Genomic DNA, 24,175 nt, shown 5'->3' on the forward strand with positions numbered 1-24,175 from the left:
GAAACGAATATGAATTAGTTTTTACTTTCAGCCAGAGAGAAGTGCATTAACATTATTGCTTTTTCCTTTCAAACTCCTAAAATGAGCAGTTTCATTATATCAATTTATAAGTTGATAAATCAACAAGAGTTCTTATCAATTTTTATTCATTTCATTTTTTACAAATCTTTAATATGTACAGAGAGAGCACCAAATGATTAGCATTCAAGATCATTTTGGTGTTTGCAAACTGTATTATCAACATATAAATATCTAAACAATAATGCCACGTTATTCTTCATTTTTGAGCATATGTTTGCCTATTGTATAAAATAAAATTGAAAATACTTGCCTATAACGCTAAAAGGACGGCAATAATTATCTATTCTTTATAATTTACATATAAATGATTACTTATCCATAAACGATTTGGTAAGAATAATTATCTCTTAATATGATTATATTTTGGTATAAGTTCCTTCTATTCAATAATTTTCATAAGTATCAATTAAATTGATGTTTACAATGTTATAGAAAAAACTTGTTTGAGATGTAATCATAAGAGATGCTGATCATTTTCATAACATTCCAGTAAAAATTTTATAGATAATATAAATATTTTATCGACACGAGAGTCAGAATAACAGAGTTTGACTCTTTTTAGCCTTTTCAACTAAGCTAAGATGGTGAACTATTATTTAAAATAAGTATGTACACAATATGGAAAAGAAATAGGACTCTGTGTTTAATTCTTATCTTATCGGTACACTTTTTTGTGAAATAAAAGGTTGCAAATGTAGGTTGTATCCCTTACCTCTTATGCATAATCGTGATTATATTTCGTATTTTTATCATAGTATGTTCATTAATATGATCAGCCTATGGGTGTATAATTTGGATGTTATTTTAGCGAATAGACAATGTATATTTTATACAGCGGGATTGTGCCATATTTATAAAAGAGCCAATGATATAGATCCAATAAATAAATACTCAACTTTATAAAAAGCACATTTTATAAAGTTTTTATAAAGAAACAGTTTATAAAATGCTTCTTTTATTGTATTTACCACTACGGTACATTGATTGCCCATGATACGTTTTTTAATCAAATTATCATTTTTTTTATTTTTTATTTTTGTCATTATTTCATTTTTTGTAGCAAATCCAAGCGGTAACCATTTTTCTGGTCCCAAAAATAATGAGACAATAACGAGCGATGTGATTACTGCTTTTAAGGAAGCTTTAAATGACTTAGGAGCATTTTGTGACCGTAATATAGAAACCTGCAAAGTAGGAAAATCCTTTTTAAGTTCACTTGGCGAACGCGCATATTACGGTGCAAGAGCAGCTTATGAATATCTAGGGAATATATTAGGGAACAAAAAATAATATCAGGGACTTCCCCTAATGTTTCTTGCAAAATCGAAAGACAATAGTTCTTACAAAACCATACAATGTTATCTTGAAATAAGGATTTTTAACGTTCTTCGCGTTATTTATGTTAGGAAAAATAAATATTTATTTTTATTAAGTGTATTTAAGAATGATTATTTCAAACGAAACAGGACTAAAATAATGGCGGAAACAATCGGTAATATTATAGAGAACTTTTCGCTTTTGGATAATTGGGAAGATCGTTATCGTTATGTCATTGAGCTTGGCCATGAATTGCCACCTTTTCCGGAAAGCGCTCGAAACGATGCTCACAAAGTTCCTGGTTGTGTTAGCCAAGTGTGGCTTTTATCTTCACGTAATAACTCAGAAGATCCAATATTGACGTTTCAAGGTGATTCCGATGCTCATATTGTACGTGGGCTCATTTATATACTTCTTGCTTTTTATTCAGGCAAAAAAGCTTCTGAAATTCGCAATTCCGATGCTCAAGAGCTCTTTGAAAAACTTGGTTTAAATGAAAATCTTACACCACAACGATCAAATGGTCTGAAATCAATGATTAAACGGATTCGTAACGAAAGCTATATGTAATCCCCTTGGTAGAAATTGCTATATATACAAAAGCTTCACACAAAACATATATACTATAATCAACTTTATACACGAAACCATTTTTTCGCAAAATAAGATTATTTAGTTTTTTTCCGTTTGCTTTTGCGTCCAAGACCCATTTCTTTGGCCAAAGCCGATCGTGTTTTTGCATAATTAGGCGCTACCATAGGATAAGAACTATCTAACTGCCATTTTTCACGATATTCCTCTGGCAACATTCCATAATGTGTCATGAGATGACGCTTTAGAGATTTAAACTTCTTTCCATCTTCAAGGCAAATGAGATAATCAGGAAATACTGAACGCTTTGGATTAACGGCAGGCCTTTGTTTTTCAACTTCGACTTCTGTTAACTCTAGATTCCCTGCTTTACGAAAAGCAGCATGGACATCAGCAATTAAACTTGGCACTTCAGTCGGTCGAATAGAATTATTACTCACGTAGGCAGCAACAATATCAGCAACCAATGTAATAACTAAATTGCTTTCAGTCTCTAAGACTGCACGATGTTCCATTCTTGTTTCCTTTAATTTAAAATTGAGTAATTCAAAATCGAGATATAGTGCATATACTCATGATATAAAGATCTCATGCACATGAGTTTCATATTGTACAAAAATCTTTTTTGTCAATTCAATTATTCTATAAAATTGCCAAAACACAAAAAAATCAAATAAATACCCATTTTTTGTCATAATATACAATAAGAAAAACGAAATTATTACATGCTAAAATATATTTTTATCCTATAACATATCATACATAATATATAATACATCACAACTATAAAAAAATATAGGATAAAATTTATTTAATTTTTTTTGAGAACGTAAAAATAAAATTACTAATTATAAAAATATAATATATAAATTATTATTTTTTGTTTTGAATACTTATAATTTAGTAAGTTTATATTTAATAGGTTTCAAATTTATTTTTATTATTTATATTTATAAAATTTAATAATAAAAAACACACTATATTATAAATATGACATAATGTCATTATTTATAATATAAAACTATTCATTAAAAGGACATAGGATATTTTTATTGTTTATACAGTAATAATAATACTTTATATATATTTATTCCTTTCTGTAAAATTATGCGATTATACTGTTTCAAAAAAAATCAATTCTTTTTCTCATAGTTTAATTGTTTTACCAGTCACTTTCATTATAAAAGTGGTATTATATCTTTAGAAAACAATAGCTGTGATATGTAATGAACAGAAAGGTATTAATTTTAAAAATTATCATGGCGCTATTTTTGCAAGTGAATAGAACTTATAGATTTTTACACTTGCATCAACAACTGTGATTCTAACATATAAACGAAGCTGTTAACATATTTTAATATAGGATTGTGTATGACTCGCACTTTTACAATTCCTCCCAAAGCATCCAGAATCACTCATAAGGAAATATATCATGGTATTTTTCGTGATGATCCCTATCATTGGCTACGTGCGTCTAACTGGCAAGATGTTTTTAAAGATCCTAACTGTCTAGATCCCAATATTCGACATTATCTTGAAAAAGAAAATGCTTATCAATCAGCTCAAATGGCTGATACAAAACCATTACGAGATTTGCTTTTTACCGAAATGAAAAACAGGATCCAAGAGAATGATAGTTCTGTCCCTATAAAACATGGTCCTTTTGCATACGGATTCTCTTATGTTACCGGAGGTCAACAACCACATTATTTTCGGACACCAAGGAATGGCGGAGAAAAAAACGTGTACCTTAATGGTGATGTCTTGGCAGAAGGCAAAGAATATTTCAAATTTGGTTCAGTTCAAGAATCTCCTGACCATACACACGTGGTATGGACCTATGATGACAAAGGATCAGAATTCTATACAGCTAAAATTCGTAATTTTGAGACATTGTCTGACTGTATGGACACAATTACTGATACATCTGGTCAAATTGTATGGGATGCTAGATCTGAAGGTTTTTTCTATACTAAGATGGATAAAAACCACCGACCTTCAGAGCTCTATTATCACCAATTAAACACAAATCAATCACAAGATAAGCTTATTTTTCGTGAAGACAATCCAGGTTTCTTCTTAGATGTAAGCGGTTCTAAGCTTAATGATGTTATTTATATTAATATTCATGATCATGAAACATCCGAGATATGGTTAATTCCTGCTGAGGCGCCTTTTACTATTCCCCAATGTGTACGGAAACGACAAAAAGGTATTGAATATTCACTTACAGAAGGCGGTGATGTCTTTTATATTCTGACCAATTTAGATAATGCAAAAGATTTCAAAATTATGGTAGCGCCATATACATCTCCACAATCAGAAAATTGGTCTGAGTTTGTCCCACATCAGCTTGGGTGCCTCATATTATCCCATGATGCTTATCAAGATTTTCTTGTCTGGATCGAACGTTTTGAGGGGCTTCCACGTATAAAAGTAATGGAACGTACCACTGAACAAGTTAATTCCATTGCTTTTACTGAAGAGGCTTATTCTTTAGGTCTACAAGGGGCTGCAGAATATAACAGTCCAACTATTCGTTTTTCCTATTCGTCTATGACAACACCTGATCAAGTGTTTGATTATGAGATGAAAAGTCGTAAACGAATGCTTTTAAAAACGCAAATAATTCCCTCTGGGCATAATAAAGATGCGTATGTAACACGACGTATTACAGCAATAGCAGATGATGGGGAGAAGATTCCTATTTCACTTTTTTATCACAAAAACACTTCCCTTGATGGTAGTGCGCCTTGTCTGCTTTACGGTTATGGTGCTTATGGGATCTCTATTCCTGCCAGTTTCAATAGTAATGTACTTTCTCTAGTAAACAGAGGTTTTATTTACGCGATTGCTCATATTCGCGGAGGAAAAGAAAAGGGAGTAGAATGGTATGAGAAAGGAAAACATCTCTTTAAGCACAATACATTTACAGATTTTATTGCTTGTGGGCGTTATCTTGTAAAAAATAAATTCACTTCTCACGACCGGCTGATTGCTCATGGTGGTTCAGCAGGGGGGATGTTGATGGGAGCCATTGCCAATATAGCTCCACAGGATTTTGCTGGAATCGTAGCGAATGTGCCTTTTGTTGATGTCTTAGCAACAATGTTAGATGCTTCATTGCCACTCACACCTCCAGAATGGGCCGAATGGGGGAATCCTCTTGAATCAGAAGAAGATTATAAGCTTATTGCTTCCTATTCTCCCTACGATAATGTCAAAGCTCAAAACTATCCCCCTATACTTGTGATGGCAGGATTAACAGATCCTCGTGTGACTTACTGGGAGCCTGCAAAATGGGTGGCAAAACTACGAGACCTAAAAACAGACGATAATGCAATTTTATTACGTATTAATATGGATTCAGGGCACGCTGGTGCAGCTGGACGTTTTTCAAAGCTAGAAGAAGTTGCCTACATTTATGCATATATTCTAAAGATAGCAGGAAAAGACTTTTGCTAATCCATAATATCTCTGTATGAAAGTCTCCGATAATTTATTGGATTATAGGGACTTTCATACACTAAAAAATTATCTAGATAGCTTAAAGTTCACATTCTTCATAAAGTTTCAAAACATAGTCCCAATTAATTAAATGGTCTACAAAGGATTCGAGGTACTTCGGTCGAGTATTGCGATAATCAATGTAATAGGAATGTTCCCACACATCGACACCCAAAATAGGTCGAGCATTGTGAATTAAGGGATTTTCGCCATTAGGCGTTTTCATAATTTCAAGCTTGCCGTCTTTAACAGCAACCCACGCCCATCCAGAACCAAATTGGGCACTAGCAGCAGCAATAAAATCAGCGCGGAATTTGTCGTAACCACCTAGATCAGCGTCAATAGCTTTTGCTAACTTTTCAGGAAGTTTTTGGCCACCACCATCTTTTTTCATCCAAAGCCAAAAGTGGTTATGATTGTAATACTGTGCTGCATTATTAAACAAACCAATATTTTTTCCAAAACTTTTTTTAACAATATCTTCAAGGCTTTCATTTTCTAAGCCTAACTCTTTCACAAAATTATTGGTGTTGTTAAGATAAGCGAGGTGATGCTTATCATGATGATATTCAAGCGTTTCGCGTGACATATAAGGTGAAAGGGCATCGTAATCATAAGGCAACGGGGGCAATTCAAAAGCCATTTAAAAATCTCCTCGATTCTAATTGTTAAGCTTATTTCATAAGTCTAATTTGCCATTTACCGAATTTAAAAGCAAATGTTGAATACCTATTTGTATGAAATTAATTTTAATGTCTCTCTTTTTGTAAAAGAGGCTTTTAGGAAATGCATGCTCATCAATCCAAAAGGGCATTAGTCTATATAAAGATTTCTTCTGAAGATTTTTTACATCTATGAATGGGTAAAAAATATCATTATCTTTTGAATAAAAAGTAAATGGAAACAGCTATTATTTCTTGTTTTTAATTTTTGCAAAACTCTTCTAACCTATAGGTGTATCATAGTGTTTTCAACAGAATATTAAATGTTATTTTTCAATGTACTTGATTTCATTTTATGGCGCTACCCATGGATAATATAATGTAAAAGCCAGTGGATATTACCATCTTTACGCTTAATAAAAGAGCACAGCAGCACTAATACACACTGTACCGGTCCCCAATGGTGACAGCTTTTATCTTAGTTAAGCAAGATGAGATTTTAGTATATCAAGAAAAGTAAATCATATGCAAATTTATTAGATACATGAGTAAACTAAAAGATTTTCTGTTCCTAGGACATCAATACAAAGAGCAAAATAATTGGTGGATAAATAGTTTCTACTTGTGTTAAAAGCACAACCGTATATCAGTTTCTGCTACGAATTTGTATCGATGCAATGTCATACAAGACTCAGAAATTTTATGATAAAAAAGTAAGGTCTTTGATTTTCAGATATTGCGTCCAATCACAGGAATCGCTATAAGGTGCAAGAATCGCTATAAAGCGTGTTTTTTGGGGTATAGCCAAGCGGTAAGGCACCGGTTTTTGGTACCGGCATTCCCTGGTTCGAATCCAGGTACCCCAGCCAATTCTAGTGAAATTAGTTAATCAAATTTCAGCTTGAGAGTGGATTACCCCCTTAACCGTCTGTTGCTATTCGTAGCAAGTCTTGTAAGCTGAAAAATACCCATTTGTAGCGGGTTAGCTCTAAATATGGTAAGGTTTTCTTTTACTATAGCTATCGCTCAAAGAGCTCTTTTAAAGGATTCTTTTCTATAAGAGGGGGGGCAATGGTTTATCCGCGCTTGCTTTAGAAAAACTATTTGGTTGGATTTTGTACTCTATAGCAACACCAGCGGGTGATTTTCCGTATTCCACCATCTTCATTCCGCCGAACAGCGTAGCAATAATGCTGATTAGGAAACACATGCCGCTGCATGTCACGTACCATACCAGCAGCATGTCCATAGGGTGCTACACAATCAATAAACCACATATATTCTCCGCCTTGCCAATCCGCATCGGACAAAAGCTCTCCCTTTTCAAGCATAGATTGATGATTTTTTTCATCTAAAAAAGCCCAAGTGATAAAGGCGCAAAATTCTCCACGTTCATTTTTATAGAGTTTATATTGCCCAGTTTGTAAAGCTGGTCCTAAATTTCGTTCGATATCCCAGATTCGCCAGCAGCGGTATAAGGGAGATGTAAGCATTAAAACAATCATGGCACCCAAAGCCGTAAGAGGATCTATGAGTGATGGTGATGAATTTTCATTTACAGACATTATCTTTCCTTTAGGGATTGTTCTAAAATTTTGGTGATAGGTTCAAAGAAATAAGAAATGAGACGCCGTTTTGAGGTAATGACATCCGTTGTCACAGTCATGCCAGGGATAAATTTAAGTTGTTTGTTATTCAAAGTGATATGATCTTGGTCAATTTTGATTAAAACAGCATAGACACCATTAATTTCTTTATTATAGCGTGCTGTAGCGCCTACATTAACGACTGTACCGTGGATAACGCCGAAACGTTCAGGTGGAAAGGCAGAAAATTTGATGTAAACACGTTGGCCCTTTTCTAAAAAACCAATATCTCGATTATCAAAAAACGCTTCAACAATGAGACCGCCCGCACCAGGGACAATACGCATGAGCGTTTTACCAGCTTCTACAAAGCCGCCCAAAGTATGAATACTTAAATCATCGATACGTCCATCAACAGGTGCATAAAGTGATAAGTGGTCAAGATGGTATTGAGTGCTATCAAGCTTTGCTTTTAATCCTTGAAGATTCAGTTCTGTTTCACGCGAAAGTTGGCGATAGCGGGCGATTTCATCGGAAATGAGACTTTGCCGTTGTTGGCGGAGGGTGTTTATTTCGGCAGCATTTTCTTCCAAACGTCTTTGATTGGTTAAAATTTCATGCTCGACATTTTTAAAGTCATGTAAACGCTCTAAATAAACCGCTTGGCTAATGACTTTTGTTTCCATTAGGCTTTTTGCAGCTTTTAATTTTCCTTGGCTTAATTGACGATCATCTTCCAACCTATCTAATTGCGCATGTTGTGTTGCGCCGCTGCGCTCGACGCGGTCCGCTTGTGCTTTTAGCGCTCTTAATTTATCTTGGAGAGATTGAAGGGCAGCGCTAATGAGTTTTTCCCCTTCTATTCTTGCAGTCTGATTGCCAGAAGGAGGAACTGGCAGATAGGCAAGCCCTTTGGTCACAAAATCTTCATCCAAAGGATCACTTTCATGCAAAGCTGTTAAAATAGCTGTTGCAATTTGTGCTTGAAGGGTTTGTTGCGCGATATCTGCTTGAACACGTGCACACTCATTGAGGGCTTCACGAGGATCTAATTGAATAAGAAGATCGCCTTGATGAACAAATTGCCCTTCTTTTACAAGGATTTTCTCAATGCGTCCTGTATTTTGCGCTTGGACCAGCTGAACGTAAGCGGTGGGAATAACACTTCCTTGCCCCCGTGCAACAATCTCTGTTTTTGCGATAAAGCTGCCGATTACAATAAAGAGAAATAAGGTGACCAAAACAGCAATCACCATATGAAGCGTTGGTGACAAAGGGCGCAAATAGGGAGCTTTATCTGCCATTTTTTGCCTCCAAATCAGTAAAGTTTAAGACGGTTGCATGCTGAGGAAAGAGGTCACTTTTGTGGGTAATAACAAGAACAATACGTTCTTGCGAAAGTTTATATAAATGCTCAACAATTTGTGCACTGACAGTGTCATCCAATGCGGAAGTAGGTTCATCCAAAATAAGCAGGCTTGGGTTTATCAGAAAGAAACAAGCCAAAGCTAAGCGTTGGCGCTGACCACCGGATAAAAAACCACCTTGCTCTCCTACTTGAGTATTAAGTCCTAAAGGCAACTGAGCAATTAAATCATGGCAAGCACTAACATATAGTGCAGCGTCGATTTCATCTTTAGTGGCATCTGGTTTAGCAAGAAGCATATTCTCAAGAATGGTTCCGGAAAAAAGGCAAGGATTTTGAGGAAAATACGCGATTGTTTCACGCACGCTACGGACATCAAAATTCTGTAAAGGTTGGGCATTAATCAATATCTTCCCGCTTGTTGGGGGATAGAGCCCACAAAGGAGCTTCGCCAAGGTTGTTTTTCCGCACCCTGAAGGACCAAGTAACATAATTGGTTGCCCAGGTTGTAAACAGACATCAAGATGATTGATAATGGACTTATCTCCATAAGAAAAACAGAGATCGTTGGCTTCAAGATGAGGAGGAGCGCTGAGTTGAAGAGGCGACTTTTCTTCTTCCCATTCTGAAGGGGAGTTAAGAATATCGCCCAAACGAAGACGAGAGATTTTCAAATGCTGCCATTCTTCCCATAGGGATGCAAGGCTTAAGATAGGACCAGAAACATTTCCAGCGAGGAGATGAAAGGCAATAAGTTGCCCTAGCGTAATCTGGGTTTGAAGAACTGCCTGAGCACCAAAAAAGATAATAAAAATAGTGAAAAGATCACCAAAAATATGACTCATGGCTCCATTGAGAAGATGCAATTTACTGGTTGTAAGGCTTTGATCTAAACTACGGGCTAAAGTTTCTTGCATGCGTATTGTATGGGCTGGCTCCTTTACATGCGCTTTTATGGCTTCAAGATTGGTAAAACTTTCAATGAGGCGCGATTGATGGGCAGCTTGCAGAGTGAAAGCACGGCGTAATTGGCGGCGCAAGAAGGGACCGACTAGCGCTAAAGAGCCCATTTGCAAGGGTAAAACAATAAGGACAATAAAGGTCAGTTTCGGACTAATGGAAAAGAGTGCCGCAAGATAAATGATTGCGAACAGAACATTTAGAACAGTTGTGGCGATGGTTCCTGTTAGAAAACCGCGAATTGTATCAACCTCTCCGATTCGCGTGAACAGTTCCCCCACTTGCCAAGTGCGTAAAGTGGGCAAAGAAAGACTTAAAAGATGGGTGTAAATGCGCCGTCCAAATTCTAGCGTAAGCCGATTGGCTAAATAAGCTCCTAAGTAGCCAGATAGAGTGCTAAGAGCCGTGCTAAACAGCATGATAGCAACCATCAAGACAACGATAGCATAGAGACTTTCAATACGTTGAAAAGGGAGAATACGGTCGATAATCGCTTGAAAAATAAAAGGATTCACCAAGCCCAGCAAACGCAAAACAACAGCAACGCAACTGAGTTCGATGACATAATAGATATATTTCTTTGTTGTTCTTGTAAACCAAGAGAATGATACTAGTTTTTCTTGTGAATGACTCATTTGAATTTATGATTTTGTTTAAGAGAAAGAGCGATTGATGTCGCATATTTAAACAGTATTGTAAATACATTATGTTTATATTATAATATGCATTTTTCATATTATAATATAAACATAATGTATTTATTGTTTATACAGTATTTTTATTATTATTTTTACAAATTATGTTTGACTTATTATAAAATGAACAATAATGAATTTTCCACTGTATCGTTGTGATGCAGTTATTTTTAACAATAATTAAAGAGGTTTTATATGTTTCGTTCATTTGGTTCTAGTTTTTCTAATGGTTGGTCTCATGTTTCATCAATGAATTTTTCAAGCAGTGGATCACGACCTGGGTGTACTGTTGGAGATTATCTCTCAGCAGGATTTTCAATGGGACATAGGGGACATGATATGGGAGTGGTAATTGGTGGAGTTATGGGGGGGGTAACTGGAGGACCAATAGGCGCTGCGGAAGGTTTATGGTTAGGAGGAAGAGTTGGCTCTGGAGTAGGATTTGCCACAGGTATAGGAAATACACTCTATGGATGTTATCGCTAATATAAAAATTAGCAGATATTTCTAAAATGAACAAGCTTGTAGGCATAATTATGTGTCTACAAACTTGACAGGAAGGTTTAGGTGCATAATTTTACAAAATTATATATTTAATTTGGATTTTTTTATGAATGAGCTTATTAGTATTATTGTAGAATTATTATTTTCTATAGGTGCTTTATTTATATTTTTCTATACATTGTTTTCATATTATAAATCTAAAGGTTATAGTAAAAAAGAAATTTGGAAAAAAATTTTGTTAAGAATATTTTTGTTCTTTATATTATTTTCTATAATATTTTTTATTTATATACGTTATTTCTATGAACAATGATTATTCATTATTGATTTATAATTATAGATTAATTTGGAAATTTTATTTGTTATCTATATTTTTAATATATTTTATGAATTGTTTTTTGCATTTTTTGTTTAATTATATTTATTTAAATTGTATTATATATCTAAGGTATGTAATGAAAAAAAATATTAAAATTAAATCATTAATTAAGAATAAATTCGTTTTTTATATTATTTTACTTTATTAACTTTTGTATGATATAATATATGTTAATGTTTATTGTTTTTATATATATTTAATTTGGATTTTTTATGAGTGATATTATTCGTATTATTGCAGAATTATTATCTTCTACATGTTCTTTCTTTATATTTTTCTATGCAATGTTTTTACGGTATAAATTTAAAGGTTATAGTAACAAAGAAATTGTGAAAAAAATGTTTTTAAGCACATTTTTGTTCATTATATTTGTTATATTACTTTCTATAACAGTTTTTATTTGTATACGTTATTTATATGAAAAATGATTATTTATTATCTTTATATAATAATGTTTTTGATATTTTATTTTCAATATTTATTTTATATTTTCATTAATTTATAGATACAGTGGTGACAGTTAGAAAAATAGTATAAAGGAAGCAATTAAGACATTTAGTGGGTTCTTTTTGTTATTTTTGGCGTTTTGTTTTATTTATGTTGCGTTTAAATATATTAGATATTAGTATTTATATTTAAATTATGTTTGATAAAAAATTATTTTCATTTAAATAAGTTTCTATTATTTGTAATAATATATATTTTTTTATTATTATGAAATTTATTTATAAAATTGAAATAATCATTTATTGTAAAATACAGATGAATTTATGTGTATTTTATTATTGATTTTTTCTGTAACTATATTACATATGCATCATATTTTATGATAAATGTATTTCATTTTTCTTGATGAAGATATATTTTTCTATTTTCATTGGAAAAATAAGCCTGTAAGAAATGCTTAATTTCCTTATTAGAGAAGTCTTCTTTCCTACTTTTATGATGAGATTTCTGAGCATAAAAAATATATGTAAAATCAATTATAGTATTTAAGTTTAGAATTTGAATTCAAATATTTTATCTATATGTCACGCGCTAAAAAGAGGCTATAAGTTGCTTTTGGGTGTTCAAAGAACTTGTCAGTAATGCTTATGGCCGTCGAGAGACGATAACTGATTTGTTCGTTTCCGCACGTCTCAAAATTTATTTTTGAAATAAGCTAATTTAGTAAATGTAACTTACTATACTTCTAGCCTCTACTCATTATCTTCAGAAAGAGGAAGTGAGGCGATTTCTGTATCAAGTGCATCCATAAAATCGATAATAAAAGCAGCATTCGTTCCCAAATCTCTTGGCAAATAACGAGAAGCAGAGCGCATATCAACAAAAGTTGTATCTCCTTCATCAGTTAAACGAATGATAATGTCTGAAATGAAACCAAGGTAAAAAGTTTTTGCCATTGTTTCAATATACAGTTCATTCTCTTCACCTTTAAACTTTTTTTGAGCCACAACAGGCCAATCATAGGCTGCTAAAACATTGAGAACAGATTCGCGAATACGATCAGGTGAACCATCATAACGGCGCCCCGACATTTCTGGCCATTGTGACATCTGTAATGTTGCTTGTTCAGTCAAAACACTTTTAAGTGGCAAAGCATCGCTGGGACGTATTGTGCGAAAAAAAGTGGGTGGGCTTTGTGTGTCGGTAGAAATATCGTAAAGAGCTGGTAAGGTCAACCAAAGTCCAAAAAATAACATCAATGGTGTAGCAGTTATGAGTGAATAAATGATCCCTTTTAAAGCTTTCATTCCCCCTAGGGCTCCATAGACCCATAAGCTATGAAGTGCTTTTAAAGCAAGAAGAAGAGAAATAATCACACAGCCGCTAGAGATTCCGATCAAAATTATGAAATCAATTACGTTAATGACGGAAAAACGTTGTAAAATGACTGAAAATAATAAAATAAAGAACGCTAATCCACCAAATCGAGGGGACCATACTGCTGCTCTTGAAACGAACCGAACATATCTCTTCTTCATGAAGTTTTTTCCCCTCAATTGTAAACTATAAGCCAAGTTTTTTCAGAGTGCCTATCTTACAAAAAGCTTCTGCTTATAAGAGAAAAATAAAGCACTTATTTTTGAGGTCAAGGATGCATAATGTCTTATAAGTTTCCAGCGATTATTTTTGCACTTCATTGAAGGTAATCAGAATTTCCTCTATAGTTTATCATGTCATTGATGCAAACTTTATGGAAACGTTTGTAAATAAAAAGAAAAAACTCAAATAGAAAGTTTTACGGTTGTTAGCAGCATATTTTTCTAGAACTTTACTCTTGATTTTTCTCTTCTGATTGCGGGGAGTTTTTTCTGTCAGATAATGCGTATCAAATAGGATATGATGATGTGCAATAGAGATTTCATTCTATCTCAATAAAAAATTGAGGGATCTACAATCAGACAAACTTGAATTCGCGTATTCGATTAATAGAGAAAAAAGATAACCATTTTGAGAGGCTTTGTTTATTTTGTATAGAAAGTAAGGTGTTGTCCAAATGAGAGGTTAGTCTGTTTTTATTCATAAAATATGCGGCAGGTTGCAGATGAAAGGAAAGATTCACTTTCCTTTTTTGCAAGTGAAGAAGGGGCAAAAATACGTAAAATGACAAAACCTTCATTCAAATTTTTAGCAACCAAAACTGAATTAGCATTTATTTTAGGTTTTGATTTTTTGAGTTCTATTATTTGTATTGGTTTTCCAATGATAAGATCGAGAGTATTATCAGGGGCTGTTCGGTCATTAAGGCTGTAAAAAATAATTCCGTTGTGCGTGTAAGCAGCGAGTGACCAAAATTGTCGTGTTTTCAAAGCTTTTAAATAAACAGGTCCATTTTCAAGATTAAATCTGCAGACTTTAAGAAGAAAGAGTGGATCAGCAGATTGTTGAATAGGATTATCGGGAGTAAAAGCAACAAATTGATAAGGGGCGCCGGATTTTTTAAGGCTTATCCATATATTATTTTGTGTCCAAGTGGGGATCAGAAAGAGAACACAAATATGAACGATAATAGCGCCAATGATTGCAAGAAGTGCGGTATGAATAAATCTAGTCACAATTTATTTGTCCTGATGGGATTTGTTCTATTGAGGGCATTGTGAGCTTTTGTAATGCCGTTGCTGAGATGATTGGGGTATCGTATAAGGTGAGAATAAGCCCGAATTCTTTTTGACTAACTGTTGCAAGCCAATTGCCGGCTTGCGGTGTAGGTGAAATATTGATGCGCAATGAGCCGTCATGCTCATAAGTAGTAGCGTTCGTGTGGAGTTCAAAAGGTATTTCTTTGGATGAAGTATAGGGTTTTAGGGATTTGTCAGCTGTATAAAGGGTAAAAAGACGAGTTTCAGGGATGGTGCCTTTGAGCAAATAATGACAGTGAGGGTGGAGTGGGCGCCCTTGGTTATCTCGCCAAATCTGGAATTGAATACCTTCAGTGCGTCCGAGTGAAACAATGCCTTGTTTAGCGGTGAGAGCGCGGGTATAGGGATCCATATTGGCGGTTCCCATTTGTGGATAAGCACTCCATTTTCCAATTCTAAAGAGTCCAAAATGATGAAAGGAATTGAGCACATAATCGACACTCCATTTTCCACATAAAATAGAAAAAGCGAAGATAAAAAAGAAAATGGTGATATTAAAAAACATCAGTGGATATCTTAAATTCAAAATGTTGAATCTCCAGTTATTTTCATCTTCAAAGAAATTGCAGATGGTTTTTTCAGATCTTTGTTAATCAATCGCACAATATTCAATGTTTCAGGAGAAAGCGTAGAAGGCGTTGGGGAGAAAAATTCAGAATCTGCATGGGAGGAAAGTATTGGGGGATGATAAGGAAGAAGAGAATCTTTAACACCATAGAGTTGTTTGAGCATAATATTTTGGTGTGCAGCAAGCATGATGCGTTGCCATATCATGGCAGGGACTCCACCCCCAAAAGCACGATTCATCGGTGAAAAGTTATCATTTCCCATCCATACCGCTCCAGTATAATTGCCTGTAAAGCCAACAAACCAAGCATCACGATAGGATTGTGATGTTCCAGTTTTCCCAGCGACAAGAGTCATGGGTAGAGCAGCACGCTTACCAGACCCTCGTGTTGTGACACCCACCATCATTTGGTTCATATAAGCAGCTGATTGTCTGCTGAGAACTCGGTGTAACTTATTTCCGTTATGCTCGAAATCCCATACCACATGCCCATCGATTGTTCTGATTTGCATGAACCCATGCCGATTACCAGCTATCCCGCCATTCGCAAAGACATTAAAGCCAGTTGCTTGATCCATGGGGGTCATGTTGGAAGTGCCAAGAACCATCGTTTTATGTGATAAAATATGTGCGTTAATCCCCATATTCTTGATGAGGTCTATGATGGGTTGGGTATCGCGGTTAAGATATTGATAGGTGAGATACACAGGGACTGTATTAATGGAAAAAGCTAAAGCTGTTGCTAAATCAATTTTTCCCAAATAACGACCAGAATTATTTTTTGGTGTCCAACCTCCCCAATTAATAGGAGCATCTAAAACGATTGTTGAGGGAGAAAGTCCGTGTTCCAATGCGGTTGCGTAAACATAAGGTTTGAATGAAGAACCAGTTTGCCGTCCGCCTTGTGTCGCTCTGTTAAATTGGCTCTTTTTATAATCTAGACCTCCAACAATTGCGCATACAGCACCGTTATTATCGAGTATAACAGTGGCAGCTTGTGTTACGCGATATTGTTGACCATACTGATGTAAATGATATGCAATTGATTCTTCTGCTGCTTTTTGAATATTCGGATCAAGGGTCGTTTGAATAATTAAACTATGGCTTGGAAGTTGATGACGCATTTTTTTGACTTCCTCGAATGCCCAATCAAGAAAATAATCAGGCTGATTATTTTCTATTTGGGGAAGTGCCCTAGCAGGGTGGCGATGCGCATTGATAATCTGGCTCTTCGTCATAAAGCCGCTATTAACAAGATTAGAAAGGACGACATTGGCACGTGTTTGAGCAGCAAAGAGATGACTATGAGGAGCATATTTTGTTGGAGCTTTAAAGAGTCCTGCCAACATAGCAGATTCACTTAAAGATATATGCCGTATGTTTTTTCCAAAATAAAATTTTGCCGCTGCGGCAATACCAAAATTGTTTCCTCCCATATAGGCCCGGTCAAGATAAAGTTGTAAAATCTGTTTTTTGCTAAAATTTGCTTCTAGCCAAAGAGCAAGATAAGCTTCTTTGATTTTACGTGTTATGGTTCTCTCGTTTGTTAAGAATAAATTTTTAGCCAATTGTTGTGTGAGAGTTGAGCCACCTTGCACCACACCGTTAGCTTGCATGTTTTGTGAAATTGCCCGTGTAAGCCCTTGAAAATCAATGCCCCAATGATCAAAAAAACGACGGTCTTCTGTAGCAAGAACCGCTTTAATGACAGTGTCAGGCATTTCTTCAACGGGGACAGAGATCGCTGGCAATGCACCACGGTGCCCAATGGAATTTCCATAGCGATCTAGAAAAAGAATGGAAAAGTTTTTAGGAGAAGACCAATCTGTTTTGGTCAGTTGAAAAACAGAAATGCCTAAAATAGTGAAAAGAGTAAATCCCATCAACCCTAATGTCAGTATTTCATCAAGAACTTCAACGATAAAACGTTTCCATCCTTGAAGATGAAAATTTTGTGAGATGATTTTTGCCTTTTTCCAGAAAAAACTGTTAGCAGAACGAATGTGATAAAGCGCTGTATCTAATCGTGCGTCTAATTCAATGAGAGCAGGACTGTGAAATGGCTTACGGTGTTGCCTTTTCTTTTTTTTAAAAAAATCAAACATTTAAAGAGAGCCTATGGCAAAGAAATACAACCAAACAAATCTACAATAATTATATGGAGTAGAAGTATTTTTTTGCTATAGTGCTAAAAGAGAAAGAGTTTATTTTAGAATTATTCATTTTTCGTAAGATAGTGTATTAAGATTTTATTATTTTATTGAATAAATTTTATTCTCATTATTAAAAATATTTTATTTTGAGTTTTTAAAAGTTTGGAGTAATATTAATGTGTTCTTCTGTAAGATAGAGGATAAATTATTTTCATTTGTGCTTTTTAAGTCGACCCAAAAAAACCATTATTTCTTTTATCCTTTATCAAGGAAAAGAAGAGATGGGGTATTGAAATATTTATGATGAAAAAAAATTTTTTATTCGTAATAATAGCAGCTTTTTTAGGAGCAGATTCTGTTCTAGCTTCTGGGTGTGCTGAAGTAGGTAAGAAGGCTGCCGCGCAAGAAAGGGGGGTTCTCGTCCGTTCAAAATCGGTAGTTCAGGACGGAAAGGACATGTGTGCAATTGTGGTTGTTGTACCAGCCCGTAATGGTGAAAAGTTACGTCGTGTTGAGTTTTTTGTTCCTGCTGATTAGTCTTTGGCAGATGGTGTTGTGATGCGTATCTTAATCGTTGAAGATGATCGGAATCTTCACCATCAATTAGCAGAAGCTGTAAGACGTGCAGGATATGTTTCCGATAGTGCTTTCGATGGTGAAGAGGCTTATTTTTTAGGGAGTACAGAGTCTTACGACGCGGTGATACTTGATATAGGTCTACCGCAGATTGACGGTATTCGTGTCGTTGAAAAGTGGCGTCAAGAAGGGCGCTTCATGCCTGTTTTAATGCTAACGGCACGAGACCGTTGGTCTGATAAGGTGCATGGTATTGATGCTGGGGCTGATGATTATGTTGTGAAGCCATTTCATTTGGAGGAAGTGATGGCGCGCTTGCGAGCATTAATTCGTCGCACTACGGGACATGCGACAAGTGCATTATGTTGCGGAAATGTTTTGTTAGATACAAAGACGTCTCGTGTTTTTGTGGATGGTCAATTGATTAAACTAACATCTTATGAATTCAGACTGCTTTCCTATCTCATGCATCATTGTGACAGGGTCATTTCAAGAACAGAGCTTACTGAACATCTTTATGATCAGGATTTTGATAAGGACTCGAATACGGTGGAAGTCTTTGTAGGTCGGTTACGGAAAAAGCTTGGAGTGGATTTGATTGAAACTATTCGAGGAATGGGATATCGCGTGAGAACGCGAGGTGATTAATGAATGTTGTCGAAGAGAATAATTGGTATAGGAGGTTCTTTTTTGTAATTACTCGATCCCTCAGTTTACGTGTTATGATCTTATCAACATTATGGGTTGTTATTTCTCTTTTATCGATTTCTGCAGTCAGTATTTTATTTTATAAGCGTTCAACTGAACAAAGCTTGGAGCGTATCCTTTCTGCTCAACTCTACAGTCTTATTGCAACAGTGACGGTGTCATCGGAAGGTACTTTGAGAGGAGGGGCTGGGATTGATGATATTCGTTATTCTGATCCAACAACAGGATGGTATTGGGAAGTTGTTGCGATATCTCATAATTTAAAAGGAAGATTGACATCCCCCTCATTGGGAACAGGCGAGATATTTGCACCAAGTGACGTTGATATACCTTTTGACAATAAATTCTTTCGCTCTTATCGGATAACGGGAAACAATGGTCAAAAGCTACAAGTAATTGAGAGTGATGTTGTTCTTGATAATAAAAATCATATTGCACGTTTTCGGCTTGTTGGGAATATCGATGAAGCTCATGCCCAGGTAAAGGAATTTAAGCGAACTTTGCAAATTTTTCTTTGGAGTTTCGGTATCGGGAGTGTACTTATTAATATTGCTATTATTTTCTTTAGTTTTCAACCGTTGAAGCTTATTCGACGCGCATTGAATGATATTCGCGAAGGAAGAGTTCACTATGTGAATACGGATTTAGTAAGCGAAGTGATGCCGCTTGTACAAGAGATGAATGCTCTCATTAATAATAATCAGCGTATTATTGAGCGATTTCGCACACAGGTTGGTAATCTTGCGCATTCATTGAAAACGCCTCTGTCCGTGATTATGAATGAGACAGATAAGATGCGCGGAGAAAAGGCTTGTTTGTTGAGAGAGCAAACGCAAATAATGCAAGCTCAAATCAATCATTATCTTCAGCGTGCGCGGATTGCAGCACAATGCGATAGTATTGTCTATCATACGTCTGTTCGCAGTGTGCTTGAACGTTTGGTGCGGGTTATGAAAAAGCTTAATCCTGAGAAACAAATTCAATTTATTATGGATGTTGATGATATTATTTTTTCTGGAGAGAAGGAAGATTTAGAAGAAATTATAGGGAATTTGATTGAAAATGCTACTCAGTGGTCTCGAGCAAAGGTTTTGATCTCTTGTTGTTTAGAAGAAAATATTGAAGAAACAGGATATTTTAGTATCTTTGTAGAAGATGATGGTCCTGGTTTAACAGAAGACAAAATGGAGGAAGCATTAAAAAGAGGGCGGCGGTTTGATGAAAGTAAACTAGGGGCAGGCTTAGGGTTAGCAATTGTTTCAGATATGGTCAGTGAATATGGTGGCAATCTCTTTTTATCACGTTCTGATTTGGGTGGGTTGTATGCAAAAGTTTTATTACCTAGGATGGGAGAATAACATATTTTCTCCTTAAGCAAGAAATGCCTATAAAGTTGTAAAGCAGTATTTTCAGACAATACATAAAGAGTAGGGAAACATTGTTTTTAGTTTCTTTGTTTAATTGATATATCTATATATAATAGATGTTTATAATATTCTCCATAAAAAAATGAATTTTTATCAATTCACATCACTCTTCTCATGAAGAGGGTAAAATGTAAGCGAGTCATTCTCTGTGCGTATTGGAAAAACATGATATGCTCTTATTAATTTTTGCAGCATTTTTTCTGACTTTTCTGGCAAGTATTCTTTTTCTTTCACTACGTTTTGACGATGAGATAAAGAAAGAATGGAAAGTTCAAACCGTAGATGGTTATAGAAGCCATAAGCGTACGATTGAGTTTAACAAGCTTTATATGCATTATAAAAAAAGAAATTTTCTTAAGGCTTTGAGTATTTTGTTTGTTCTTCTGATGACATGGAGTATTTATGGGCTGACAGGTAATCCAGAAGTGAAAAGTTATTTTTTTAGCGAATTGATGGATAAAAATCCTCAAACTCTCAGTAAGCAAGAAAAGCTTATTCGTTTACAAGTGCTTTTTTTCCGTGCACCTCATGATGGCAAGCTAGCAGATGCGTTAGCGGTAGGGTATCTCGAAGAAAGCCTGTTTCAAGAAGCTGTAAATACTTATTTAGATGCACTTCGTTTGAATGGAGAAACAGCTCCAAGGCTTGTAGGATACGGTTTAGCATTGGTTGGTTATGAAGGGGGAGTGATAACACAAGAAGCGCAAAATGCTTTTCAAAAAGCGGCAGATTTAGCGCCAACAGATTTTTATCCACGTTTATTGTTGGCCGATGCATTGCATCAAGCAGGAAAAACTGCGCAGGCAGTGCAATTTTTACAAAGCTTTCTTGATACAATGCCTGAAAATTTTTCAGGACAATCACGTGTTAAGAAAATGATGATTCAGTTACGTGATTTATCGAGTGAGCATACAGAAAAAAGAAATCTTGCACCTATGTAGAAGATGTGCAAAGCTCTTAAAAAATAAAATATTGATACTTAATTATAACGTATTTAAAATTTTTTCGTAGAGTATCTATGAATCGTCAATCTTTAAAGAATTCTGCCTCATGGAAGGTTGTTTTAGAGCAGCGAAAAAAAAAGCGCTTACTGATCATATTATTATGTTGTTTGGTTATGACAATTGCAGCAAGTCTCATAGTGTATGCAATGCGTCATGGGGTCAGTTTTTTTAGAATGCCCTCTGAAATTACAAGAGAAGATATTTTAACGGGGCGTCCTTTGCGTTTGGGTGGCTTTGTTGAAAAGGAAACTGTTCGATATGTTGGAGAGAGAGGTGTTATTTTTTTTGTAACGGATAACAAAAAACATGAAAAAGTGATTTTCAACGGTGCCTTACCGGACCTTTTTCGTGAAGGTCAGGGGGTGATTGTAGAAGGGCATTTCGATAAACAGGGTTTTTTTATAGGGACGCGTATTTTAGCAAAACATGACGAAACTTATATGCCTAAAGAAACAGCTGATCGTTTGAAAAAACATTACAGTATGGAGAAATAATTCGATTGTGCTTGTCGAACTGGGTCATATTTTTTTAGCTGCAGCATTTTCAGTAAGCTTATTAGGGGCGTTTTTACCTGCTTTAGGTTTTTGGTGGAGAGAGCGTTTGTTAATGCAAACGGCTATTCCTCTAACATATATCACTTTTACATTACTGCTTTTATCTTTTTTAGTGATAATTTATGCTTATATCGTATCTGATTTTTCTGTTTTGAATGTTGTTGAGAATTCTCATTCAGAAAAACCGATGCTCTATAAAATTACAGGTGTTTGGGGCAACCACGAAGGCTCTATGTTGTTATGGGTTTTAAGTCTTGCTTTTTTTAGTGCATTGATGGCCTTTTTTAGACAACATTTGCCAGAAGATTTTAAGACGCTTGTTTTAATTAGCCAAAGTTGGATTACAAGTGCTTTTCTTTTATTTATTCTTTTTGTATCCAATCCATTTTTACGTGTGAATCCACCAGCATTGCAGGGAAATGGTCTCAATCCTCTTTTACAAGATATTGCATTAGCAATTCATCCACCGCTACTTTATTTAGGTTATGTTGGTTTTTCACTTTGTTTTTCTTTTGCCGTTGCGGCATTGATTATAGGACATGTTGATAGAATTTGGGCGCGTGGGATTCGTCCGTGGCTTTTACTTTCTTGGTGTTTTTTGACATTGGGTATTATGGTTGGCTCCTATTGGGCTTATTATGAGCTAGGATGGGGGGGCTATTGGTTTTGGGATCCTGTTGAAAATGTTTCGTTTATGCCTTGGCTTTCAGGAACGGCTCTTTTACATTCTGCTCTTGTTCTTGAAAAACGAGAAATATTGAAAAGTTGGACTTTGTTTTTAGCGCTGCTTACTTTTTCCCTTTCTCTGATGGGGACTTTTCTTGTGCGTTCGGGACTTTTAGTTTCTGTTCATAGTTTTGCTGTTGATCCAGCACGGGGGCAAGCAATTCTTGCGCTTTTATTTTTTTTTACGGGAGCGGCGTTTCTTCTTTTTGCTTTGCGCATCCCTATTTTAAAAACAGAAAGATTTTTTCAACCAATTTCACGTGAAGGGTTTATTGTTTTAAATAACTTGTTACTTACAACAATAACAGCAACAGTATTGATTGGTACGCTTTATCCTTATTTTATTGAGATATTAACAGGGCAAAAAATTTCTGTAGGGGCTGCTTTTTTTAATCTTACCTGTGGACCATTAATGATTTTGTTGTTGTTGTTTGTTCCGTTTGGGGCAATGATGGCATGGAAACGCGGTGATTTTCTTGCAGTTTTTGAACGGTTATGGTTTGTTTTTGTATTGGTTGGTATCGTCTGTTTTATAATATTTTATGCGACATCTGTGCGTGATATTTTTGCAGTTTTAGGGGTTGGGCTTTCAGCGTTTGTTTTTTTAGGCAGTTTAGCGGATCTATGGGGAAAGAGTGGATATGGCAAGAGAGCTTTTTCAGTACGCGTTAAGAGATTTCTTGGATTGCCATGGTCTACTTTTGGTGCAGCAATAGCACATATGGGATTAGGTGTTACATTATTTGGTATTGTTTGTGTGGCAAGTTTTGGGCAAGAACGTATTTTAATCATGAACGTAGGGGATAGAGTGACGATAGCGGATAAAACGCTTCATTTTGATGCAGTGTATGATGGTGTTGGTTCGAATTATTCGGCAATGGAGTTTTATTTTAAAATATATGAAAATAAAAACATTGTGGGTCACGTAACAGCCTCAAAGCGATTTTATTCAAGCCAAAATACATCAACAACAGAAGTTGGTCTTCAAAATTATGGCTTATCACAGCTATATATTGTACCAGGGCATACCGATCATCGGGGTCTTGTTGTGCATGTATGGTGGAAGCCTTATGTAATATGTATTTGGTTAGGGGCATTCATGATGGCTATGGGGGGATGTCTTTCTCTTCTGGGATATTGGTTTCGCATTGGCATGTACAATAGGGTACTGTTTGCTTTAAGTTTTTGGAAAAGATTTTGAGATGAAAAAAAATCTTTGGATTGTATTTTTTTTAATTGCAGCATTTCCTTTTCGATTAGCGATAGCAGTAGAGCCGGATGAGATTTTAAAGGATAAGATTCTTGAAGCGCGAGCACGCCATATTTCATCGCATTTACGTTGTCCGGTTTGTCAAAATCAATCAATTGATGATTCAGATGCTGCTCTAGCACGTGATTTACGGCTTTTAATTCGGGAAAGGCTAAAAATGGGCTATAGTAATCAGCAAGTCACAGACTTTCTTGTTGAGCGATATGGTGAATTTATTCTCTTGAAACCACCATTGAATAAAATAACTTGGTTTTTATGGTTTTCGCCTTTGATCATTATTCTCATTGGCGCAATTATCATATTTTTCCACTTCAAACGAAATAATCATGAGAAAATAATGAGTTATGTGAATGAAAAAGCATAGTCAAAAATGCCATTGCATTAAAAAAGATGTTATA

The 24,175-nt window shown here is 35.3% G+C and carries 19 protein-coding genes, 1 tRNA gene and 1 pseudogene; 12 read left to right on the forward strand and 9 right to left on the reverse strand.

Going from position 1 to position 24,175, the window contains the following annotated elements; genetic code table 11:
* The first annotated feature begins 1,071 nt into the window (after positions 1-1,071).
* Positions 1,072-1,418, forward strand: a pseudogene (locus tag ACFIKU_RS02400) (DUF5330 domain-containing protein).
* A 139-nt stretch (positions 1,419-1,557) separates the two neighbouring features.
* Positions 1,558-1,968 carry a SufE family protein gene (locus ACFIKU_RS02405; RefSeq protein ID WP_375641971.1) on the forward strand — a complete coding sequence of 137 codons (411 nt, stop codon included), beginning with the start codon at positions 1,558-1,560 and terminating at the stop codon, positions 1,966-1,968.
* Positions 1,969-2,066: 98 nt separating this feature from the next.
* On the opposite strand, the gene ACFIKU_RS02410 is transcribed toward ACFIKU_RS02405, so the two are convergent.
* Entirely contained in the window at positions 2,067-2,504 is a 438-nt protein-coding gene (locus ACFIKU_RS02410) for a MucR family transcriptional regulator (RefSeq protein WP_012754848.1), read from the reverse strand.
* Between the two features lie 856 nt (positions 2,505-3,360).
* Between ACFIKU_RS02410 and ACFIKU_RS02415 the strand changes: the two genes are divergently transcribed.
* The gene (locus ACFIKU_RS02415; protein ID WP_375656571.1) at positions 3,361-5,454 is read left to right on the forward strand and encodes a S9 family peptidase; all 2,094 of its coding nucleotides are present in this window, start codon (positions 3,361-3,363) and stop codon (positions 5,452-5,454) included.
* 82 nt (positions 5,455-5,536) lie between these two features.
* Here ACFIKU_RS02415 and ACFIKU_RS02420 read toward each other — a convergent pair whose 3' ends face one another.
* Positions 5,537-6,139, reverse strand: coding sequence for a superoxide dismutase (locus tag ACFIKU_RS02420; protein ID WP_375625105.1), 603 nt, complete (start codon positions 6,137-6,139; stop codon positions 5,537-5,539).
* A gap of 813 nt (positions 6,140-6,952) precedes the next feature.
* On the opposite strand from ACFIKU_RS02420, the gene ACFIKU_RS02425 reads away from it, so the two are divergent.
* Positions 6,953-7,027 (forward strand) — tRNA-Gln (locus tag ACFIKU_RS02425).
* Positions 7,028-7,258: 231 nt separating this feature from the next.
* Here ACFIKU_RS02425 and ACFIKU_RS02430 read toward each other — a convergent pair.
* The 3 genes from ACFIKU_RS02430 to ACFIKU_RS02440 are packed head-to-tail and all read right to left on the reverse strand — an operon-like array spanning position 7,259 to position 10,705.
* Positions 7,259-7,723 carry a toxin-activating lysine-acyltransferase gene (locus ACFIKU_RS02430; protein ID WP_375656572.1) on the reverse strand — a complete coding sequence of 155 codons (465 nt, stop codon included), beginning with the start codon at positions 7,721-7,723 and terminating at the stop codon, positions 7,259-7,261.
* The gene (locus ACFIKU_RS02435; RefSeq protein WP_375656573.1) at positions 7,723-9,048 is read right to left on the reverse strand and encodes an HlyD family type I secretion periplasmic adaptor subunit; all 1,326 of its coding nucleotides are present in this window, start codon (positions 9,046-9,048) and stop codon (positions 7,723-7,725) included. The genes ACFIKU_RS02430 and ACFIKU_RS02435 overlap by 1 nt, the downstream gene beginning before the upstream one ends.
* Positions 9,038-10,705 carry a peptidase domain-containing ABC transporter gene (locus ACFIKU_RS02440; protein ID WP_375656574.1) on the reverse strand — a complete coding sequence of 556 codons (1,668 nt, stop codon included), beginning with the start codon at positions 10,703-10,705 and terminating at the stop codon, positions 9,038-9,040. The genes ACFIKU_RS02435 and ACFIKU_RS02440 overlap by 11 nt, the downstream gene beginning before the upstream one ends.
* 255 nt (positions 10,706-10,960) lie before the next feature.
* Here ACFIKU_RS02440 and ACFIKU_RS02445 point away from each other — a divergent pair, with 255 nt between their 5' ends.
* Positions 10,961-11,251: a hypothetical protein gene (locus ACFIKU_RS02445; protein WP_375656575.1), complete on the forward strand. Its 291-nt coding sequence runs from the start codon at positions 10,961-10,963 to the stop codon at positions 11,249-11,251.
* 1,596 nt (positions 11,252-12,847) lie between these two features.
* Here the strand turns inward: ACFIKU_RS02445 and ACFIKU_RS02450 are convergent.
* From ACFIKU_RS02450 to ACFIKU_RS02465, 4 genes are all read right to left on the reverse strand, one after another.
* Positions 12,848-13,633 carry a DUF1499 domain-containing protein gene (locus ACFIKU_RS02450; RefSeq protein ID WP_375656576.1) on the reverse strand — a complete coding sequence of 262 codons (786 nt, stop codon included), beginning with the start codon at positions 13,631-13,633 and terminating at the stop codon, positions 12,848-12,850.
* 534 nt (positions 13,634-14,167) lie between these two features.
* The gene (locus ACFIKU_RS02455; protein WP_375656577.1) at positions 14,168-14,707 is read right to left on the reverse strand and encodes a hypothetical protein; all 540 of its coding nucleotides are present in this window, start codon (positions 14,705-14,707) and stop codon (positions 14,168-14,170) included.
* Positions 14,700-15,296, reverse strand: coding sequence for a DUF1214 domain-containing protein (locus ACFIKU_RS02460; protein ID WP_375642267.1), 597 nt, complete (start codon positions 15,294-15,296; stop codon positions 14,700-14,702). Before ACFIKU_RS02460 ends, ACFIKU_RS02455 begins: the two co-directional genes overlap by 8 nt.
* Before the next feature lie 17 nt (positions 15,297-15,313).
* Positions 15,314-17,464 carry a transglycosylase domain-containing protein gene (locus ACFIKU_RS02465; protein WP_375642266.1) on the reverse strand — a complete coding sequence of 717 codons (2,151 nt, stop codon included), beginning with the start codon at positions 17,462-17,464 and terminating at the stop codon, positions 15,314-15,316.
* Positions 17,465-17,812: 348 nt separating this feature from the next.
* Here ACFIKU_RS02465 and ACFIKU_RS02470 point away from each other — a divergent pair, with 348 nt between their 5' ends.
* The 7 genes from ACFIKU_RS02470 to ACFIKU_RS02500 all read left to right on the forward strand — a co-directional run bounded on the left by ACFIKU_RS02470 (position 17,813) and on the right by ACFIKU_RS02500 (position 24,141).
* A complete protein-coding gene (locus ACFIKU_RS02470; RefSeq protein WP_375642265.1) occupies positions 17,813-18,049 on the forward strand; it encodes a hypothetical protein in 237 nt (78 codons plus the stop codon).
* Between the two features lie 21 nt (positions 18,050-18,070).
* On the forward strand, positions 18,071-18,736 hold the full coding sequence (locus tag ACFIKU_RS02475) for a response regulator transcription factor (protein ID WP_375656578.1): 666 nt from the start codon (positions 18,071-18,073) through the stop codon (positions 18,734-18,736).
* Positions 18,736-20,154 carry an ATP-binding protein gene (locus tag ACFIKU_RS02480; protein WP_375642263.1) on the forward strand — a complete coding sequence of 473 codons (1,419 nt, stop codon included), beginning with the start codon at positions 18,736-18,738 and terminating at the stop codon, positions 20,152-20,154. Before ACFIKU_RS02475 ends, ACFIKU_RS02480 begins: the two co-directional genes overlap by 1 nt.
* A gap of 239 nt (positions 20,155-20,393) precedes the next feature.
* Positions 20,394-21,164 carry a tetratricopeptide repeat protein gene (locus tag ACFIKU_RS02485; protein WP_375642262.1) on the forward strand — a complete coding sequence of 257 codons (771 nt, stop codon included), beginning with the start codon at positions 20,394-20,396 and terminating at the stop codon, positions 21,162-21,164.
* Positions 21,165-21,241: 77 nt separating this feature from the next.
* A complete protein-coding gene (ccmE, locus tag ACFIKU_RS02490; RefSeq protein ID WP_375642261.1) occupies positions 21,242-21,721 on the forward strand; it encodes a cytochrome c maturation protein CcmE in 480 nt (159 codons plus the stop codon).
* A gap of 7 nt (positions 21,722-21,728) precedes the next feature.
* Positions 21,729-23,708 carry a heme lyase CcmF/NrfE family subunit gene (locus tag ACFIKU_RS02495; protein ID WP_375656579.1) on the forward strand — a complete coding sequence of 660 codons (1,980 nt, stop codon included), beginning with the start codon at positions 21,729-21,731 and terminating at the stop codon, positions 23,706-23,708.
* 1 nt (position 23,709) lies between these two features.
* A complete protein-coding gene (locus tag ACFIKU_RS02500) occupies positions 23,710-24,141 on the forward strand; it encodes a cytochrome c-type biogenesis protein CcmH (protein ID WP_375656580.1) in 432 nt (143 codons plus the stop codon).
* Positions 24,142-24,175 lie beyond the last annotated feature (34 nt).

It is taken from the genome of Bartonella sp. CM120XJJH, assembly GCF_042194715.1.
Classification (GTDB): domain Bacteria; phylum Pseudomonadota; class Alphaproteobacteria; order Rhizobiales; family Rhizobiaceae; genus Bartonella.

Bases quoted from the DNA above. Each gene is read 5' to 3' on its own strand.
- ACFIKU_RS02440 (WP_375656574.1), bottom strand. From the start codon at position 10,705: ATGAGTCATTCACAAGAAAAACTAGTATCATTCTCTTGGTTTACAAGA.
- ACFIKU_RS02410 (WP_012754848.1), bottom strand. From the start codon at position 2,504: ATGGAACATCGTGCAGTCTTAGAGACTGAAAGCAATTTAGTTATTACA.
- ACFIKU_RS02465 (WP_375642266.1), bottom strand. From the start codon at position 17,464: ATGTTTGATTTTTTTAAAAAAAAGAAAAGGCAACACCGTAAGCCATTT.
- ccmE (WP_375642261.1), top strand. From the start codon at position 21,242: ATGAATCGTCAATCTTTAAAGAATTCTGCCTCATGGAAGGTTGTTTTA.
- ACFIKU_RS02500 (WP_375656580.1), top strand. From the start codon at position 23,710: ATGAAAAAAAATCTTTGGATTGTATTTTTTTTAATTGCAGCATTTCCT.
- ACFIKU_RS02470 (WP_375642265.1), top strand. From the start codon at position 17,813: ATGATGAAAAAAAATTTTTTATTCGTAATAATAGCAGCTTTTTTAGGA.
- ACFIKU_RS02430 (WP_375656572.1), bottom strand. From the start codon at position 7,723: ATGTCTGTAAATGAAAATTCATCACCATCACTCATAGATCCTCTTACG.
- ACFIKU_RS02480 (WP_375642263.1), top strand. From the start codon at position 18,736: ATGAATGTTGTCGAAGAGAATAATTGGTATAGGAGGTTCTTTTTTGTA.
- ACFIKU_RS02435 (WP_375656573.1), bottom strand. From the start codon at position 9,048: ATGGCAGATAAAGCTCCCTATTTGCGCCCTTTGTCACCAACGCTTCAT.
- ACFIKU_RS02405 (WP_375641971.1), top strand. From the start codon at position 1,558: ATGGCGGAAACAATCGGTAATATTATAGAGAACTTTTCGCTTTTGGAT.
- ACFIKU_RS02485 (WP_375642262.1), top strand. From the start codon at position 20,394: ATGCTCTTATTAATTTTTGCAGCATTTTTTCTGACTTTTCTGGCAAGT.
- ACFIKU_RS02445 (WP_375656575.1), top strand. From the start codon at position 10,961: ATGTTTCGTTCATTTGGTTCTAGTTTTTCTAATGGTTGGTCTCATGTT.
- ACFIKU_RS02460 (WP_375642267.1), bottom strand. From the start codon at position 15,296: ATGTTTTTTAATATCACCATTTTCTTTTTTATCTTCGCTTTTTCTATT.
- ACFIKU_RS02415 (WP_375656571.1), top strand. From the start codon at position 3,361: ATGACTCGCACTTTTACAATTCCTCCCAAAGCATCCAGAATCACTCAT.
- ACFIKU_RS02450 (WP_375656576.1), bottom strand. From the start codon at position 13,633: ATGAAGAAGAGATATGTTCGGTTCGTTTCAAGAGCAGCAGTATGGTCC.
- ACFIKU_RS02420 (WP_375625105.1), bottom strand. From the start codon at position 6,139: ATGGCTTTTGAATTGCCCCCGTTGCCTTATGATTACGATGCCCTTTCA.
- ACFIKU_RS02475 (WP_375656578.1), top strand. From the start codon at position 18,071: ATGCGTATCTTAATCGTTGAAGATGATCGGAATCTTCACCATCAATTA.